Origin of the sequence: Rhodococcus parequi (assembly GCF_046042785.1) — a bacterium.
GTDB lineage: Bacteria > Actinomycetota > Actinomycetes > Mycobacteriales > Mycobacteriaceae > Prescottella > Prescottella parequi.
This window is the reverse complement of record NZ_JBDLNV010000002.1, coordinates 203524-219179: the sequence shown is the minus strand read 5'-3', so window position 1 is coordinate 219179 and position 15656 is coordinate 203524. Positions and strand designations below refer to the sequence as shown.

Below are 15656 nucleotides of genomic sequence, written 5' to 3'. Positions count from 1 at the left end.
GCATGACCACGCCCACCGTCGAATTCGACACCTCGGGGATCGGGGTGTGGACCGATCCAGAGCGCTTCGAGGTCACCGCAGACCGCATCGCCGAGTACGCGGCCGCCACCAACGACCCGATCGAGCGGCACCTGCGCGGCGAGATCGCGCCGCCGGTGTTCGCCGTCGTCCCGGCGTTCACGTCGATGGCGCCCGCGGCGCTGTCCGTGGCCCCGGTCGAGCTGCTCATGAAATTGGTGCACGGCGAGCAGGACTTCCACTTCCACCGGGCGATCCGGCCGGGCGACAGCCTGGTGGTCCGTGCGAAGCCGGTCGGTTTCACCGGACGCGAGAACGGCTCCACGGTCGTCGTCTACGTCGAAACTCGCACGGAATCGGGCGAACTCGTCAACGAACAGTGGATGACCGCCTTCTTCCGGAAGGTCGATGCCGGCCCCGGACTCGGCGACGAGGCACCCGGCCACCGTCTGGACGAGACGCTGCGCGGACAGACGCTGGCGGCCCGAGCCCGCCAGCACATCGACGACGACCAGACCTTCCGGTACTCGCCGGCGTCGGGCGACCCCATGCCGATCCACCTGGACGACGAGATCGCGCGCATGTCCGGACTGCCCGGCATCATCAATCACGGCCTGTGCACGATGGCGTTCACGTCGTGGGCCGCGCTCACGGAGTTCGCCGACGGCGACGTGGAGCGGCTGAAGCGTCTCGCCGTGCGCTTCGCGAAACCAGTCCTGCCCGGGCAGGACATCGAGACCCGATTCTGGAGAGCGGGTTCGGAATCCGGCGCCACCGCGTACGCGTACGAGACCGGTGTCGGCGACGAACTGGTGATCAAGGACGGCCTGGCCGTCGTCTCCGACTGACCTGCCTACCGACTTCGCGACAAAGGGGAACGCATCATGGGAACACTGGACGGACGCGTCGCCATCATCACGGGCGCGGGGCGGGGAATCGGGCGTGAACACGCCCTGCTGTTCGCGCGGGAGGGTGCCGCGGTCGTCGTCAACGATCTCGGGGGCGCCAACGACGGAACGGGATCCGACGCGGGTCCGGCGCAGCAGGTGGTCGACGAGATCGTCGCCGCGGGCGGTAAGGCGGTCGCGAACACCGACAACGTCGCCGACTGGGCCGGCGCCGAGGCGCTCGTCACGCAGGCGGTGCGCGAGTTCGGCCGCCTCGACATCCTCGTGAACAACGCGGGCATCCTGCGCGACAGCTTCATCGCAGGCATGGAGGAGAGTCAGTGGGACGCCGTCATCGCGGTGCATCTCAAGGGACACGCGGCGACGCTGCACCACGCCGCTGCGTACTGGAAGGCGCAGTCCAAGGCCGGTGAGCCGGTGCAGGCCTCGGTGATCAACACCGCATCCGCGTCGGGCACGTTCATGCCCAACGCGGGCCAGGGCAACTACGGTGCCGCCAAGGCCGGCATCGCCGCGCTGACGCTGGTGGCGGCGGACGAACTCGAACGGTACGGCGTGCGCGTCAACGCCATCGCACCGATCGCCCGCACCCGTCTCACGCTCGCGACCCCGGGCATGGGCGCACTGTTCGCGGCGGAGGTCCCGGAGGGCGAGTTCGACGCCTTCGCGCCGGCCAACATCTCACCGCTGGTCGCCCGTCTGGCCGCGGCGGACAGCAAGCTCACCGGCAAGGTGTACGCCGTGCAGGGTGGGGCGATCTCCGAACTGATCAACTGGCACGGCGGGGAGACCATCGAGAGCGACGGCCCGTGGACCGTCGACGACCTCGCCGAACGACTGGGCTGAGAGGCGCGAGCGCATGGCACGCAACGCATACGACCTCGGGATCGGCCTCGGCGACGAGCATGTGGCACTGGCCGATTCGGTCCGCAGTTTCGCGGAACGGACGATCACCGCCGAGCACGTCCGGGACGCGGTGGAATCGCGGACCGAGGACCGGTTCCCACCGTTCTGGTCGGCACTCGCCGGACAGGATCTGCTGGGCCTCGCGGTGCCGGAGGACCGGGGCGGCCACGGCGCCGGCCTGCTCACGCTCGCGGTGGCACTCGAGGCGCTCGGCCGCTCGGCCGCGCCCGGGCCGTTCGTGCCCACCGCGGCCGCCGCGGCGGTGCTCGGGGCCGCCGATTCCAAGATCGGAATCGAGGTACTTCCGGGTCTGCTGGACGGAACACGGACGGCGACAGTAGCTCTCGGCCGACCCCTCACGGCAACCGCGGAGGATGGGGGCTACGCGTTGTCCGGGGCCCTCGACGCCGTCGTCTCGGCCGAGCACGCGGACGTGCTGTTGGTCCCGGCCGTCGTCGGTGACGTCGTGCGCTGGATCGTCGTGGACGGCGGCGATCTCACGGTCACACCACAGGACAGCATCGACGTGCTCCGCGGATCGGCGCGGGTCGAGGCCTCCGGGGTGGCGGTCGGGTCCGACCGCGTTCTCGACGGGTTGGGTGAGCGGCGGGTGCGGTCGATCGTGTCGGTGGTGTTCGGCGCCGAGGCCGTGGGTGTGCTGTCGTGGTGTGTGTCGACGGCAGCCGAGTACGCCAAGACCCGCGTCCAGTTCGGGCGTCCGATCGGGCAGTTCCAGGGCGTCAAGCACAAGTGCGCCCACATGGGGATTGCGCTGGAGAAGTCGCGCGCCGCGATCTGGGATGCGGCGTCGGCACTCGACGCAGACGATGCGACAGCCGATTTCGCGGCCGAGGTGGCCGCGGCGATCGTGCCCGACGCGGCCGTGCAGGTAGCGCAGGACTGCATCCAGGTGCACGGTGGCATCGGGTTCACGTGGGAGCACGACGCGCACCTGTACTACCGCCGGGCCCTGGCGATCCGCGGTCTCCTCGGCACCCGCGAGGAGAGGGTGGAGCGGGTCGCCGAACAGGCTCTCGCCGGAGTGGTCCGACAGTCGGAGCTGGAACTGCCGCCGGAGGCCGACGACGTGCGCGCACGCGTGCGCGCCGACCTCGCCCCGATCGCGGAGATCGACGACGAGGACGATCAGCTCGTCGCGCTGGGCGACGGCGGCTGGGTGCAGCCGCATCTGCCGAAGCCGTACGGCCGCGGCGCGGGCCCGCTCGAGCAGATCGTGATCGCGCAGGAGGTGAAGGCCGCGGGCATCGCGCTGCCACAGCTGTTGATGGGTGGTTGGGCGGTGCAGGCGGTCGTGGCGCACGGCACGGAGAGACAGAAGCAGGACCTGGCCGTGCCCACCCTGCGCGGGGACCTCGTGTGGTGTCAGCTCTTCTCCGAACCGGGTGCCGGATCCGATCTCGCGTCGCTGACCACGCGGGCCGAGAAGGTGGACGGCGGTTGGAAGATCAACGGCCAGAAGATCTGGACCACCGTCGCGCAGTTCGCGGACTGGGCGATGCTCATCGCCCGCACCGACCCGGCGCGACCCAAGCACGAGGGCATCACCTACTTCGTCCTCGACATGTCGACACCGGGCGTCACGGTGCGGCCGCTGCGGGAGATGACCGGCTCGGCACTGTTCAACGAGGTGTTCCTCGACGACGTGTTCGTCCCGGACGAGAACGTGGTCGGCGACGTGAACGACGGTTGGCACGTCGCCCGCACCACACTCGCGGGCGAGCGGGTGGCGCTGAGCCAGAAGATGGAGGCGTACGCGAGCGACAAGGATCTGCTCGAGTTCGTGCGCGGACGCGAACTCGGCCCGGTCGGGCGGCACCGGTTCGGCGAGCTGATCGCCGAGAGTCAGGCGATCGATCTGATCGGCGCGCGCGTGGTGCTCGAGCAGCTGTCGGGCGCCGACGTGAGTACGACGTCGTCGGTCGGCAAGCTGCTGGGAATGGGACTGGGGCAGTCGATCTCGGAGTTCGTGGTGGCCGAGCTCGGTCCGGCTGGTGTGGTCGCGGTGCCCGGACAGCCCAGTGACAAGGCGATGGAACAGCTCATCGCCGGCCGCGCCACGACGATCTACGGCGGCACCACCGAGGTGCAGCTCAACGTGATCGGCGAACGCATGCTCGGGCTGCCGCGGGACTGAACGTGTGGTGGCCCGCGGATCCGATCTGCAGGCCACCACGCGCGTCAGCTGTGTGCGTTGCGCAGCTCGAACTTGAGCACCTTGCCGGTCGGGGTACGCGGCAGGTCGAGGGGGAACACGATCTCCTCGGGCACCTTGAATCGTGCGATTCTGCCGCGGGTGTGCTCGATGATGTCGCCGGCGGTCGCGGCGGCGCCCTTCTTCAGGATGACGAACGCCTTGGGGCGCTCGCCCCACTTCTCGTGCGGCACACCGACGACCGCGACGTCCAGCACCGCCGGATGCGCCATGATCGCCTGCTCCACCTCGACGGTCGAGATGTTCTCGCCGCCGGAGATGACGATGTCCTTGGCGCGGTCCTTGAGCTGGATGTAGCCGTCGGGGTGCATGACCCCCAGATCGCCGGTGTGGAACCACCCGCCCGCGAAGGCCTCCGCGGTGGCGTCGGGATCACGGTAGTAGCCGAGCATCACGTTGTTGCCGCGCAGGACGATCTCGCCCATCGTCGCGCCGTCGGCCGGTACGTCGACCATGTTCTCGTCGACGACGCGCGCGTTCTCGGCCTGCACCATGCCGACTCCCTGCCTCGAGATGAGTGCGGCCCGCTCCTCCGGTGTGCGGTCGTTCCACGTCTCCTGGTACTCGCAGATGGTGTACGGCCCGTACACCTCGGTGAGCCCGTACACGTGCACGACCGTGATACCCAGTGCCTCGAGCTGTGCGATGACGGTCGGCGACGGCGGAGCGCCCGCGGTGGTGATGCGCAGCGACGGCACCGGGTGGGCACGGTCGGTACCGGCGATCGTGGTGCACACCGCCGGTGCACCGCACAGGTTCGTGATGCCGAGTTCGTCGATGGCATCCCAGACTGCGTCGGCACGGACCGCCCGCAGACAGACGTGAGTGCCGGCCGCAGCGGTGACCGCCCACGGCGTGCACCAGCCGTTGCAGTGGAACATCGGCAGTGTCCACAGGTATTGCGTCTTGCCGTCGAAGCCGTTGTGGAACGTCTCACCCAGGGAGTTGAGGTAGGCGCCGTGGTGGGAGTACATGACGCCCTTGGGCTTTCCTGTGGTGCCGGACGTGTAGTTGATCGCGATCACCTGCTGCTCGTCGTCGACGCCCCAGTGCAGCGGCGCGTCGGTCAGGCCGTCGCGGCTGGTCAGGAACTCGTCGTACCGCGCCGTCGCCACCCCGGCGGGGACGTCGGGGTATGGGACCGTCGAGTCCGGTATCTCGACGATCTCCACGACGCTGCCGACGTTCTCCCTCACGGTGCGTACCGAGCCCACCAGCTCGGAGTCCACGAAGAGGATCTTCACGCCCGCGTGGTCGAGGATGTACTCGAGCTCCGGGCCCGCCAACCGTGAGTTGAGCGCCACCAGGACCCCGCCGGCCAGCGGCACCGCGAAGTGCGCCATCAGCATCTCCGGTGTGTTGGGGCACAGGTACGCGATCCGGTCGCCGGGTTCGATCCGGGAACGCAGCACCCGGGCGAGCCGCGCCACCTCGTGCGCGAACTCGCGGTATGTGTAGCGACGGTCCCCGTGAACGATCGCCGTCTTGTCGGGGAACACCGATGCCGAGCGGTCCAGGAAGCGCAGCGGACTGAGGGGGGTGTGGTTCGCCGAAGCGGACAGGTCGGGCACGAGTACCTCCGTGGTGATTGCACGTGACGGGCGTTACAAACCGCCGGGGCGACGCTATGAGCGACAGTCAGCCGGCCGCTACCCTCCGAAGTGGGTATCCGGGCGAGGGTCCCCCCGCCGACCGACCGAGAGCGTGCCGAACGAACAGATGACCGACACCCTGCGACCGAGCGACGAGGACGCGATCCGAGCCGAACTCCGGTATCTGCGCACCAGCACCACGCTGCCGGTGCTGTTCGGGGGGACGGTCGACGGGCGCAGCCTGCGGCTGTCGGGATTCGTCGGGACCCGCGGGGCGATGCTCCGGGACCTGACGATCGACACCGAATGCGGACTGGGCGGCCGGGTCATGGCCGAGCAGCGCCCCGGCGCCGTCCAGGACTACGCGCACTCGCGGCACATCACCCACGACTACGACCACGAGGTGGCGAGCGAGGGCATCGAATCGCTGCTCGCCGCCCCCGTCGTGGTGCGCGGGCGGACCCGGGCCGCGGTGTACGGCGGGCTGCGCGCGAACCTGCCGATCGGAGATGTCGTCGCCGAGGCCGTCATGCGGTCCGCGCACAAGCTCGCGCACGAGATCGAGGTCAGGGACGAGGTCGACCGCCGGATCGTGATGATCGAGAACTCGCGCAGCGAACCCGAGGGACACCGGGATCCACGGGTGTCGGAGGGCATCACCGAGAGCTACCTGGCATTGCGTTCCATCGCCGATCGCCTCGACGACGCCGCCCTGACCGCCGAGGTGGAGGCCGTCGAGCGGAAGCTGCGCGGGCTCACCACCGGGTCGTCCGAGCCGGCGAGGGTCACGTTGTCGGCCCGCGAGTTCGAGGTGCTCGTGCACGTCGCGCTCGGCTGCCGCAACGCGGAGATCGCCGAACGGCTGGGTCTGCGTCCCGACACGATCAAGAGCTACATGCGCAACATCATGACCAAACTCGACGTCCGCAGCCGGCACGAGGCGGTCGTCGAGGCGCGGCGCCAGGGGCTCATTCCCTGAGGCTCACCCCTCGCGCGCTCCGCCGTCGGGCTTCTCCGCGCCGTCGCGGCGGCGGATCATGTTCAGTGCCAGTGCGATCAGGCACACGAGCGCCGTCGCCACCGCGAACTCCATGATCGCTGCCGACGTCCCCTGGTAGGTCATGAGCAGCCCGGCGGCGACAGCAGGGACGCCGGTTCCGAGATAGGTGAGCGTGAAGAAGGCGGCGAGCACGGACCCGCCCGCATGGGGGGCGTGGGTGGCGATCGCCGTGCCGACTCGCTGCATTCCGCCCGCGAAGGCGAGGCCGTGCCCCACGCCGACGGCGATCGCGACGACGAACAGCAGCGGCAGATTGCGGACGCGGTCGACCACGACCACGCCGGCCATGCCGGCGACCATCAGGGCGAGTCCGATGCGCTGCGCGACAATCGGATCCAGACCGCGCATGCTCAGCTGGGCAACGACCGAGCACGACATCACGATGGCGGCCGCGCCGGCGCCCACCAGGAGGTTCGAGACGCCGAGCATCTCCGACATCCACGACGGCACCACCGACTGGAACAGGCCCACGGCCGCCCACGCGACGGCCGAGGGGAACGTCGCGAGCAGGAACACGGTCCGGACGGCGCGGGGAACGCGGGGCAGTTCGATCAGCCGACCGCCGACGCTGCTGCCGCCCGCGCGCGGCGGGAGCAGGGCGAGCGCGACGACTCCCGGGAGCAGCGCCACCGTGAAGAGCACGTACGGCAGCACCGTCGGGTACGGGAGGTACTCGGCGACCGTCCCCGCGAACATGGGCCCGAGTGCTGCGCCCAGGGCGGTGCTCGCGGTGGCCGCCCGCGACGCGCGGACCGGGTTGCGGCCGGGGACGTGCTCGAGCAGCGCGGCCGTTCCCGCGGCGGAGCAGGCCCCCACCGCGATGCCCTGCAGGATACGGCCGGCGAACAACCAGGCGGTCGAGCCGGCCGACGCGAGGACGATCGCGCCGACGGCTCCGGCCAGGAGCGCGACCACCAGGACCGGGCGCCTTCCGATCCGGTCCGACAGCGGGCCGAACAGGAACAGCGTCGGCACCAGGGCGGCCGCGTACACCGCGAAGATCGCGGTCTGCGTCACGGGGCTGAACCCGAATTCCGCCCGGTAGACGCCGTAGAGCGCGGTCGGCATGTTCGTGCCCACCAGCAGGATGGCGAGCACGTACCCGATCCCGTGGAAATGGCGCGCCGGCCAGCGCGGGCGGGGCACAAGAGCGGTGGGGCTCTGCGGGGCGGTCTGCAATCGTACGGAGGTCGACACGAATACATCCTACGTAGGACGTCCCATGTATTCTGGGTGAGGGCGGTGGGCGACTCGTGTGAGGATGAACCGGTGACGGTTGTGCAGAGGGAATCGGCTTACCAGCAGGCGCTGGACTGGATGCGCGTCCGGATCGCGGAGGGTGACTGGCCGATCGGCGAACGGATCCCGACCGAGCCCGAGCTGACCGAGCTCCTCGGCGTCGGGCGCAACACCGTCCGCGAGGCGATCAAGTGCCTCACTTCCACCGGGATCCTGGAGATTCGTCGCGGGGACGGCACGTACGTGTGTGCGCGCACCGACATCGGCGGACTCCTCACCCGACAGGTCGCGGTCTCGGAGATGCTCCACGTCTACGAGGTCCGGCGCGCACTCGAACTCGAGGCGGTGCGGCTGGCCTGTATCCGACGTACCGACGACGACGTCCGACGTCTGCGCGAGGCTCTCGACCTGCGGAACGAGACCGGCCGCAGCGGGGACGGCGCCGCGTTCGCGGACGCCGATCTGGCCTTCCACGTCGCGGTCGTCGCGGCAGCCCACAACCCGGTCCTCGACGAACTGTTCGCCGGGATCTCGGAGCCGCTGCGCGCCACCTACGACTTCACCGAGGGTGTCCACGAACCCGAGCTCGGGGCCGGACATCACCGGAACGTCGTGGACGGAATCGTGCAGGGCGACGAGTCGCTGGCGATGAACGGCACGTGTGGTCACCTCGACCTGTTCGTCGCCGGCGTGCACGAGCGCCGGGCCGATGCCGAGGGTGCCGGGCGCACCGGGTAGAAACGTCGAGACGTGCATTTCGTGTTCGAAAGGTGTTCTCCGCGTGGCTGTCTATCGTCTCGGTGACCTGGTTCCCGACATCCACCCCACCGCATTCGTGCACCCCGAGGCCGTCGTCGTGGGCGCGGTGACGATCGGTGCGGAGGCCTCGATCTGGCCGTCCGCGGTGCTGCGCGCCGACTACGGGACGATCAGCGTGGGCGCGCGCACCTCCGTCCAGGACGGCACAGTCCTGCACACCTCGGCGGCGTGGCCGACCGTGATCGGTGCCGGGTGCGTCGTCGGGCACAACGCCCATCTCGAGGGGGCGGTCGTCGAGGACGGGTGCCTGATCGGGTCGATGTCGACGAGCCTGCAGCGAGTGGTGGTGGGCACAGGCAGCCTCGTCGGTGCGGCGGCCCTGCTCACCGAGGGGACCGTCGTCCCGCCCCGTTCGCGGGTGCTGGGAGCGCCGGCAACCGTTGCGCCGCATCCGAATCCGGACGCATTCGCGGAGGGGATTCGGCGTGGCGTGGCGACGTACGTCGCGAATGCGGCGCGCTACCTGTCCGAGATGGAACGCATCGGCTGAGCGCTGCGGTTGTCGCCGTCGTGAGCGGCGGAGTAGGGTGTCGTCGTTCGTGCCGAACCCTGCCCGCGTGCGGTCGCGGGATTTCGAGGAAAGAGGAGGTGGGGCTAGCGATGAGTAGCCAACCTCCGAGTACCAGCTGAAATTCAGACAATCCACGCCATCCGATCGGGGTGGCGTTCGACTGGTGTCCGCTGCTGCCGTGACCGACGGTGCCGCCGCGGACCTTCCCGAAAGCCGTGTTCGCATGCGTGAAAAGCGTCCGATCCGTTCCATCCTTCCTCGTCGTGCCGCGGGCACGGCCGACGATGTGGTCTCGCCGGAACACTCGATGGCTCCCCGTCATCCCGGGCAGTCCGCGCCCACCCCGCCGCAGGCCGGTGTGGTCGAGTCCAGCGTCGTCAACAGTGCGGTGTACCGCGACGGTCGACGCATCGCGTCGCCGGCGACCCTGGCCGAGGCGCTCGCGAGCCTGCCGGATGCGTCGTCGATGGCCTGGATCGGCCTCTACCGCCCGTCCGAGACTCAATTGCACGCTGCAGCAAAGCAATTCGACCTGCACGAGCTCGCGGTCGAGGATGCGATCGTCGCGCACCAGCGTCCCAAGCTCGAGCGATACGGCGAGACGCTCTTCGTCGTGCTCCGCGCGGCCCGCTACCTGGACGAGTCGGAGACGGTCGACTTCGGTGAGCTGCACATCTTCTGCGGCCCCACCTTCGTGCTGACGGTCCGGCACAGCGAATCACCGGACCTGTCGAATGTGCGGGATCGCATGGAGAGCGACCCCGAACTGCTCAAGCTGGGTCCGGAGGCAGTGCTCTACGCGATCCTCGACGCAGTGGTCGACGGTTACGCGCCCGTCGTCGCCGGATTGCAGAACGACATCGACGAGATCGAGACGGAGGTGTTCAGCGGCGATCCGATGGTGTCGCGGCGCATCTACGAACTCTCGCGCGAGGTGGTCGAGTTCCAGCGCGCGACGAAGCCTCTGCTGGCGATGCTCCGGGCACTGTCGGCCGGCTTCGACAAGTACAACACCGACGAGGAACTGCAGCGCTATCTGCGCGATGTCACCGACCACGCGACGATGGTGGTCGAACGGGTGGACGGCTTCCGGGAACTGCTCGGCAGCATCCTCACGCTCAACGCGACGCTGGTCTCACAGAAGCAGAACGAGGAGATGCGCAACCTGACGCAGGCCAGCTACGCGCAGAACGAGGAGATCAAGAAGGTCTCGTCCTGGGCGGCGATCCTGTTCGCCCCCACCCTCATCGGCACCGTCTACGGCATGAACTTCGAGAACATGCCCGAACTGAACTGGGCGGGCGGCTACCCGTTCGCGCTGATGCTCATGTTCCTGACCTGCGCCAGCCTGTACACCATCTTCAAGAGGCGGGGCTGGCTGTAGCGCGTTCGGCGCGTTACAGTCGCGGCTGTGACCGGACCACGTGCGATCGACCTCGGGATGCTGCTGACGCGGCGTCGCCACGTCGATTTCGCGCTCGTGTGCACGTGCGGTTGTCGTCGGTTCTGATCCGCCCCGACGACTACCTCGCCGGGCGGCCTCGGCTGCCCGAAACCCGCACTCTCACGACAGGTTTCCCATGACCACAGCTTCCGTTTCGCATCTGTCCGCCATCGTCTCCGCGACCGGCGACGCCGTCGCGGACGACGCCGCCAAGGCGCACGTCGTCTTCCGGGCGAAGGCCCAGGCGCACGACGCCGTCGCCAGCACCGTCTCGCTGGGCAAGTACACGGTGGAGGTCGACGAGCCGCCGGCCCTCGGCGGCGACAACGCAGCGCCCAACCCGGTCGAGTACTACCTGGCCTCGCTGCTGTCGTGCCACGTCGTCACCTACCGGTTCTGGGCCGAGCGCCTCGGGATCCGGGTCGACGACATCAAGGCCCGCGCCGAGGGCGACCTCGACGTCCGCGGCTTCTTCGGGTTCGACGACGCCGTCCGCCCGGGATTCGGTGAGGTCCGCGTCGTCGTGACCGTCACCGGGCCGGAATCGCGCGAGCGCTACCTGGAACTGCACGCGGCAGCCGAGGCGCACTGCCCGGTGCTGGATCTGACGCGCAACCCGACGCCGGTCGTCTCGGTGCTCGAGACTCCCGAGTCGAAGAGCTGACCGATCGTCGGCGCTGTTCGTCGAAACGGTGAACAGCGCCGACGTCCGGCGTCCGGCGTCCGGTCACGGGCGCGGCGGCAGGATCTCGCACAGCGCGGCGAGTGCGGGGGTGAGCGCGTGGTCCGACGGCGCCGCGTAGCCGACGACCAGCCCGTCGAAGGCGGGTGCGGCGTCCGGGTGGCGGTAGCTCGCCAGTCCGTCGAGCGCAATCCCTTGCGCTGCAGCGGCGTCCACGGTCGATTCCTCGGTGCCGGGTGGTAGTCGCAGCACGGCGTGCAGTCCCGCGGCGATGCCCGTGGGTTCGATGTGCGGCGCATGCTCGGCGAGCGCGGCGGTCAGGCGGTTGCGGCGAGCCCGATAGCGCTGACGCATCTGCCGGACGTGCCGGTCGTAGGCCCCGGAGGTGATCAGATCGGCGAAGGTGAGTTGGTCGACCACGCCGGTCCACCGTTCGCGCCGGCCCTTGATTTCCAGGACGGCGTCGACCATCGGCTCCGGCAGCACCATCCAGCCCAGGCGTAGGGCGGGCGAGAGGCTCTTGCTGGCCGACCCGACGTAGACGACGTGTTCGGGGTCGAGTGCCTGGACCGCGCCGACCGGTTCCCGGTCGTACCGGAACTCACCGTCGTAGTCGTCCTCGATCAGCGTGCCGCCGCGTCGACGGGCCCATTCCACCGCGGCATGGCGGCGCCCCGGATCCAGGGGACCGCCGACCGGAAACTGGTGCGCCGGCGTCAGAGTGCCGAGCGGACCTCGTCGTGGTCGTCCAGTTCCGATGTCCGGGAGCCGTGGCCGTCCAGCCCCAGGGGCACGGTTCGGACACCCGTGGACGCCAGCAGAGCGCGGTGGAACGCCAGACCGTACGCCTCGACCGCCAGTGGACCGCGCAGCACACCACCACCGAACAGCAGGCGCAACGCATCGGAGAATCCGGCGCAGATCACGATGCGCTCGGGTTCGGCACGCACGCCCCGGACGCGGGCGAGGTAGCTCGCGAGCGCGATCCGCAACTCGAGCCGGCCCTGGGGATCGCCGGGCCCGAAGGCGCTGTCGGGCGCGACCGTGAGTGCGCGGCGAGTCGAGGTCGTCCACGCCTTCCTCGGGAACGCGGAGGCGTCGGGCTGTCCCTGCAGGAGATTGTGCGTCGGCACTGCGGTCGCGGTGATCCGTGGCCTCGACGGGCGCCGCCGCACGAGGGGTGCAGAGCGTTCGGCCACGCGGGTGCCCGAACCTTGCCGCGCGGTGAGCCAGCCCTCCGCGACCAGTTCGGAGTAGGTGGCAGCGACGGTGTTCCGTGCGATGCCGAGGTCCACCGCGAGCGACCGATAGGGCGGAAGGCCGGTCCCGGGGGCGAGTCGCCCGTCCTGGATCGCTGCGCGCAGTGCCTCCGCGAGGGCTGCTCGGCGGGAACCGGAACCGGCCAACTCCAGGTGCAGATCGGAGCCGAGACGTTCGGCGAAATTGGCCCATGATTCTGACATCGGAATGCACCTCTCGGGTGGTCTATTCGACCCCTACCGTAGTGATCATGACTACGACCGCCACCGCACGACTCACCTTCGCCGCCGCCGCACCCAAGGCCTTCCGGGCCCTCCTCGGTCTCGACGCCGCGGCCCGCGAGGGTGTCGACCCGGGCCTGATCGAGCTGATCCAGATCCGCTCCTCGCAGCTCAACGGCTGCGCCTACTGCCTGCACATGCACATGCACGTGAGCGATGCGCGCGCGGCGGGCGAGGACGAGATGCGGCTGCACATGGTTGCGGTGTGGCGCGAGGCGCGACACTTCTTCTCCGCGCGCGAACAGGCCGCGCTCGCGCTGACCGAGGCCGTGACGCTGATCGCGGGCGGCGTGCCGGATGCGGTGTATGCCGAGGCCGCGGCCCACTTCGACGAGACGGAGATGGCGCACGTCCTCGCGGTCGTCTTCACGATCAACACCTGGAATCGGCTCGCGATCAGCACCGGCAAGGTCGCCGGCACCGACGAGCGCAGCCGACACTGACGGCCAAGCGCACCGCGAAGACGGCGAACGGGTGCCACTATGTACCCGTGGATCTCCCGATCGCGCCACCCCTGCAACCGATGCTGGCCAAGGCCGCATCCGGAGTGCCCGAGCAACCCGCCGGTGAACCCGTCTGGTCGTACGAACCGAAGTGGGACGGATTCCGTGCCATCGTGTTCCGCGACGGTGACGACGTCGTGTTCGGCTCGCGCGGCGGCAAGGACCTCGCACGCTACTTCCCAGAGATGGTCGACGCGGCGCGTGCGGAGTTGCCGCCGCGATGCGTCGTCGACGGTGAACTGGTGGTGCCCCGCGAGATCGGCGGGCGCACGCGGCTGGACTGGGGTTCGCTGTCCGAACGCATCCACCCCGCCGACAGCCGGGTGAAGCTGCTCGCCGCCGAGACCCCGGCCCAGTTCATCGGGTTCGATCTGCTGGCGCTCGGCGACGACGACTACACGAAACGTGCCTTCGCGGAGCGGCGGACGGCGCTGCTCGGAGCGATCGGTGGCGGGCCGAGCTGTCACGTCACCGCCGCGACGCTGGACGCTGCCACCGCCGAGCGCTGGTTCGAGACGTTCGAGGGCGCCGGACTGGACGGCGTCGTCGCCAAACGCCTCGACGGCCACTACCTGCCGAACAAACGGGAGATGGTGAAGGTCAAGCACTCCCGAACGGCGGACGTCGTGGCGATCGGCTACCGGCCGCACAAGAGTCAGCCCGGCATCGGATCGATCCTGCTGGGCCTGTACGACGGCGGCGAACTGCACATGGTCGGCGGCGCGTCGGCGTTCACCGCGAAGCGGCGCGTCGAACTGCTCGCCGAACTCGAGCCGCTGCGGGTGGGCGACGACGTCGTCGCCGAGGGGGAGGCGACGCGCTGGCGGTCGAGCGCCGACCGCAGTTGGGTGCCGCTGCGCCCCGAACGGGTCCTCGAGGTCGCGTACGACCAGATGGAGGGCGGTCTGGGGGAGCGGGGCAGCCAGGCCGGGGTGCGGTTCCGGCACGCGGCCAGGTTCCTGCGGTGGCGTCCGGATCGGGACCCGCAGTCGTGCACGTTCGAGCAACTCGAGGTCCCGCTGCGCTACGACCTCGCCGACGTACTCACAGGGGAGAGCTGAATCATGGCGGCCACCAAGCGTTCTCCGGCGGAGGAACTCGACGTCGACGGCGTGGCCGTCCGGCTGTCGAACCCCGACAAGATCTACTACCCCCGGCTCGGTCCCGAGGGCGGCACCAAACGCCACCTCGTCGAGTACTACCTGCGGGTCGCGACCGGCGGTGAGCTGCTGCGGGCACTGCACGACCGCCCCACCCACCTGCAGCGGTACCCGGACGGTGTCGAGGGCGAGGAGATCTACCAGAAGCGGGTGCCGGCCAAGCGGCCCGAGCACGTCGCGTCGTGCGAGGTCACGTTCCCGTCCAAGCGCACCGCGGACGTGCTGCGGGTGCGCAGCGCCGCCGACATCGTGTGGGCCGCCAACCTCGGCACCGTCACGTTCCACCCGTGGGCGGTGCGCTGCCCCGACGTGGAGCACCCCGACGAGTTGCGGATCGACTTCGACCCACAGCCCGGCACCGACTTCGACGACGCCCGCCGCGTCGCGCTGGACGTCATGCAACCGCTGCTCGACGAACTCGGCCTGATCGGGTTCCCGAAGACCTCGGGCGGCCGCGGCCTGCACGTCTACATCCGGATCGAGCCGCGCTGGGACTTCGTCGAGGTGCGCCGAGCCGGAATCGCCCTGTGCCGGGAGATCGAGCGACGCAGCGGCGACCGGGCGACCACCAACTGGTGGAAGGAGGAGCGTGGCAAGCGCATCTTCCTCGACTTCAACCAGAACGCGCGCGACAAGACGATCGCGTCGGCGTACTCCGCGCGCAACACGCCGATCGCGACCGTCTCGACGCCGGTGACCTGGGAGGAACTCGCGTCCGTCGAGCCCGACGACTTCACCATCGCCACCGTTCCCGCGTTGCTGGCCGGCCGTGGCGACCCGATGGCGACGCTCGACGACGTCGCGCACTCACTGGCCGGGCTGCTCGAGATGGCCGAGCGCGATGCGGCCGCGGGACTGGGGGATCTGCCGTATCCGCCGAATCATCCGAAAATGCCCGGAGAGCCCAAGCGAGTGCAGCCGAGCCGCGATCGGGACCGCAAGGAGGATTGAAGTCGGTCGCTTGACCAGGTAGTTCCGCGTCCCGGTCATCGCGTATGTCTGTTTCGCTCCGCCGGAAACCCTTCCACGCTTAGGCTGCG

Annotated in this window: 13 protein-coding genes and 1 pseudogene; 11 read left to right on the top strand and 3 right to left on the bottom strand. The window is 69.6% G+C overall.

From position 1 onward, the window contains the following. Nucleotides 1-2: 2 nt before the first annotated feature. The 3 genes from ABEU20_RS05220 to ABEU20_RS05210 are packed head-to-tail and all read left to right on the top strand — an operon-like array spanning nt 3 to nt 3987. Nucleotides 3-866 carry a MaoC/PaaZ C-terminal domain-containing protein gene (locus ABEU20_RS05220; protein ID WP_420163339.1) on the top strand — a complete coding sequence of 288 codons (864 nt, stop codon included), beginning with the start codon at nt 3-5 and terminating at the stop codon, nt 864-866. Between the two features lie 36 nt (nt 867-902). Beyond that, nucleotides 903-1772: an SDR family oxidoreductase gene (locus ABEU20_RS05215; protein WP_420163338.1), complete on the top strand. Its 870-nt coding sequence runs from the start codon at nt 903-905 to the stop codon at nt 1770-1772. A 13-nt stretch (nt 1773-1785) separates the two neighbouring features. Next, on the top strand, nt 1786-3987 hold the full coding sequence (locus tag ABEU20_RS05210) for an acyl-CoA dehydrogenase (RefSeq protein ID WP_420163337.1): 2202 nt from the start codon (nt 1786-1788) through the stop codon (nt 3985-3987). 44 nt (nt 3988-4031) lie between these two features. Here ABEU20_RS05210 and ABEU20_RS05205 read toward each other — a convergent pair whose 3' ends face one another. Further along, the gene (locus ABEU20_RS05205; RefSeq protein ID WP_420163336.1) at nt 4032-5636 is read right to left on the bottom strand and encodes an AMP-binding protein; all 1605 of its coding nucleotides are present in this window, start codon (nt 5634-5636) and stop codon (nt 4032-4034) included. 148 nt (nt 5637-5784) lie between these two features. On the opposite strand from ABEU20_RS05205, the gene ABEU20_RS05200 reads away from it, so the two are divergent. After that, nucleotides 5785-6636: a helix-turn-helix transcriptional regulator gene (locus ABEU20_RS05200; RefSeq protein ID WP_420163335.1), complete on the top strand. Its 852-nt coding sequence runs from the start codon at nt 5785-5787 to the stop codon at nt 6634-6636. Between the two features lie 3 nt (nt 6637-6639). Here ABEU20_RS05200 and ABEU20_RS05195 read toward each other — a convergent pair whose 3' ends face one another. Beyond that, nucleotides 6640-7914 (bottom strand): MFS transporter, encoded by a 1275-nt coding sequence (locus ABEU20_RS05195; RefSeq protein WP_420163334.1) that lies wholly within the window; start codon nt 7912-7914, stop codon nt 6640-6642. 72 nt (nt 7915-7986) lie between these two features. On the opposite strand from ABEU20_RS05195, the gene ABEU20_RS05190 reads away from it, so the two are divergent. The 4 genes from ABEU20_RS05190 (at nt 7987) to ABEU20_RS05175 (ending at nt 11394) form a co-directional block, all read left to right on the top strand. Continuing rightward, entirely contained in the window at nt 7987-8694 is a 708-nt protein-coding gene (locus tag ABEU20_RS05190) for a FadR/GntR family transcriptional regulator (protein ID WP_420163333.1), read from the top strand. A gap of 43 nt (nt 8695-8737) precedes the next feature. Next, a complete protein-coding gene (locus ABEU20_RS05185) occupies nt 8738-9265 on the top strand; it encodes a gamma carbonic anhydrase family protein (protein WP_420163332.1) in 528 nt (175 codons plus the stop codon). A gap of 244 nt (nt 9266-9509) precedes the next feature. Further along, entirely contained in the window at nt 9510-10670 is a 1161-nt protein-coding gene (locus ABEU20_RS05180; protein ID WP_420163331.1) for a magnesium and cobalt transport protein CorA, read from the top strand. A gap of 196 nt (nt 10671-10866) precedes the next feature. Continuing rightward, nucleotides 10867-11394 (top strand): OsmC family protein, encoded by a 528-nt coding sequence (locus ABEU20_RS05175; RefSeq protein ID WP_420163330.1) that lies wholly within the window; start codon nt 10867-10869, stop codon nt 11392-11394. Nucleotides 11395-11457: 63 nt separating this feature from the next. Here the strand turns inward: ABEU20_RS05175 and pdxR are convergent. After that, nucleotides 11458-12875, bottom strand: a pseudogene (pdxR, locus tag ABEU20_RS05170) (MocR-like pyridoxine biosynthesis transcription factor PdxR). Between the two features lie 47 nt (nt 12876-12922). On the opposite strand from pdxR, the gene ABEU20_RS05165 reads away from it, so the two are divergent. Genes ABEU20_RS05165 through ligD form a run of 3 tightly spaced genes read left to right on the top strand, consistent with a single transcriptional unit; the run spans nt 12923 to nt 15567 of the window. Then, nucleotides 12923-13396, top strand: coding sequence for a carboxymuconolactone decarboxylase family protein (locus tag ABEU20_RS05165; protein ID WP_420163329.1), 474 nt, complete (start codon nt 12923-12925; stop codon nt 13394-13396). A gap of 47 nt (nt 13397-13443) precedes the next feature. Next, on the top strand, nt 13444-14517 hold the full coding sequence (locus ABEU20_RS05160) for an ATP-dependent DNA ligase (protein WP_420163328.1): 1074 nt from the start codon (nt 13444-13446) through the stop codon (nt 14515-14517). A 3-nt stretch (nt 14518-14520) separates the two neighbouring features. After that, nucleotides 14521-15567 (top strand): non-homologous end-joining DNA ligase, encoded by a 1047-nt coding sequence (ligD, locus tag ABEU20_RS05155; RefSeq protein ID WP_420163327.1) that lies wholly within the window; start codon nt 14521-14523, stop codon nt 15565-15567. Nucleotides 15568-15656: the final 89 nt, after the last annotated feature.

Bases quoted from the DNA above. Each gene is read 5' to 3' on its own strand.
- ABEU20_RS05220 (WP_420163339.1), top strand. From the start codon at position 3: ATGACCACGCCCACCGTCGAATTCGACACCTCGGGGATCGGGGTGTGG.
- ABEU20_RS05215 (WP_420163338.1), top strand. From the start codon at position 903: ATGGGAACACTGGACGGACGCGTCGCCATCATCACGGGCGCGGGGCGG.
- ABEU20_RS05210 (WP_420163337.1), top strand. From the start codon at position 1,786: ATGGCACGCAACGCATACGACCTCGGGATCGGCCTCGGCGACGAGCAT.
- ABEU20_RS05200 (WP_420163335.1), top strand. From the start codon at position 5,785: ATGACCGACACCCTGCGACCGAGCGACGAGGACGCGATCCGAGCCGAA.
- ABEU20_RS05180 (WP_420163331.1), top strand. From the start codon at position 9,510: ATGCGTGAAAAGCGTCCGATCCGTTCCATCCTTCCTCGTCGTGCCGCG.
- ABEU20_RS05175 (WP_420163330.1), top strand. From the start codon at position 10,867: ATGACCACAGCTTCCGTTTCGCATCTGTCCGCCATCGTCTCCGCGACC.
- ABEU20_RS05165 (WP_420163329.1), top strand. From the start codon at position 12,923: ATGACTACGACCGCCACCGCACGACTCACCTTCGCCGCCGCCGCACCC.
- ligD (WP_420163327.1), top strand. From the start codon at position 14,521: ATGGCGGCCACCAAGCGTTCTCCGGCGGAGGAACTCGACGTCGACGGC.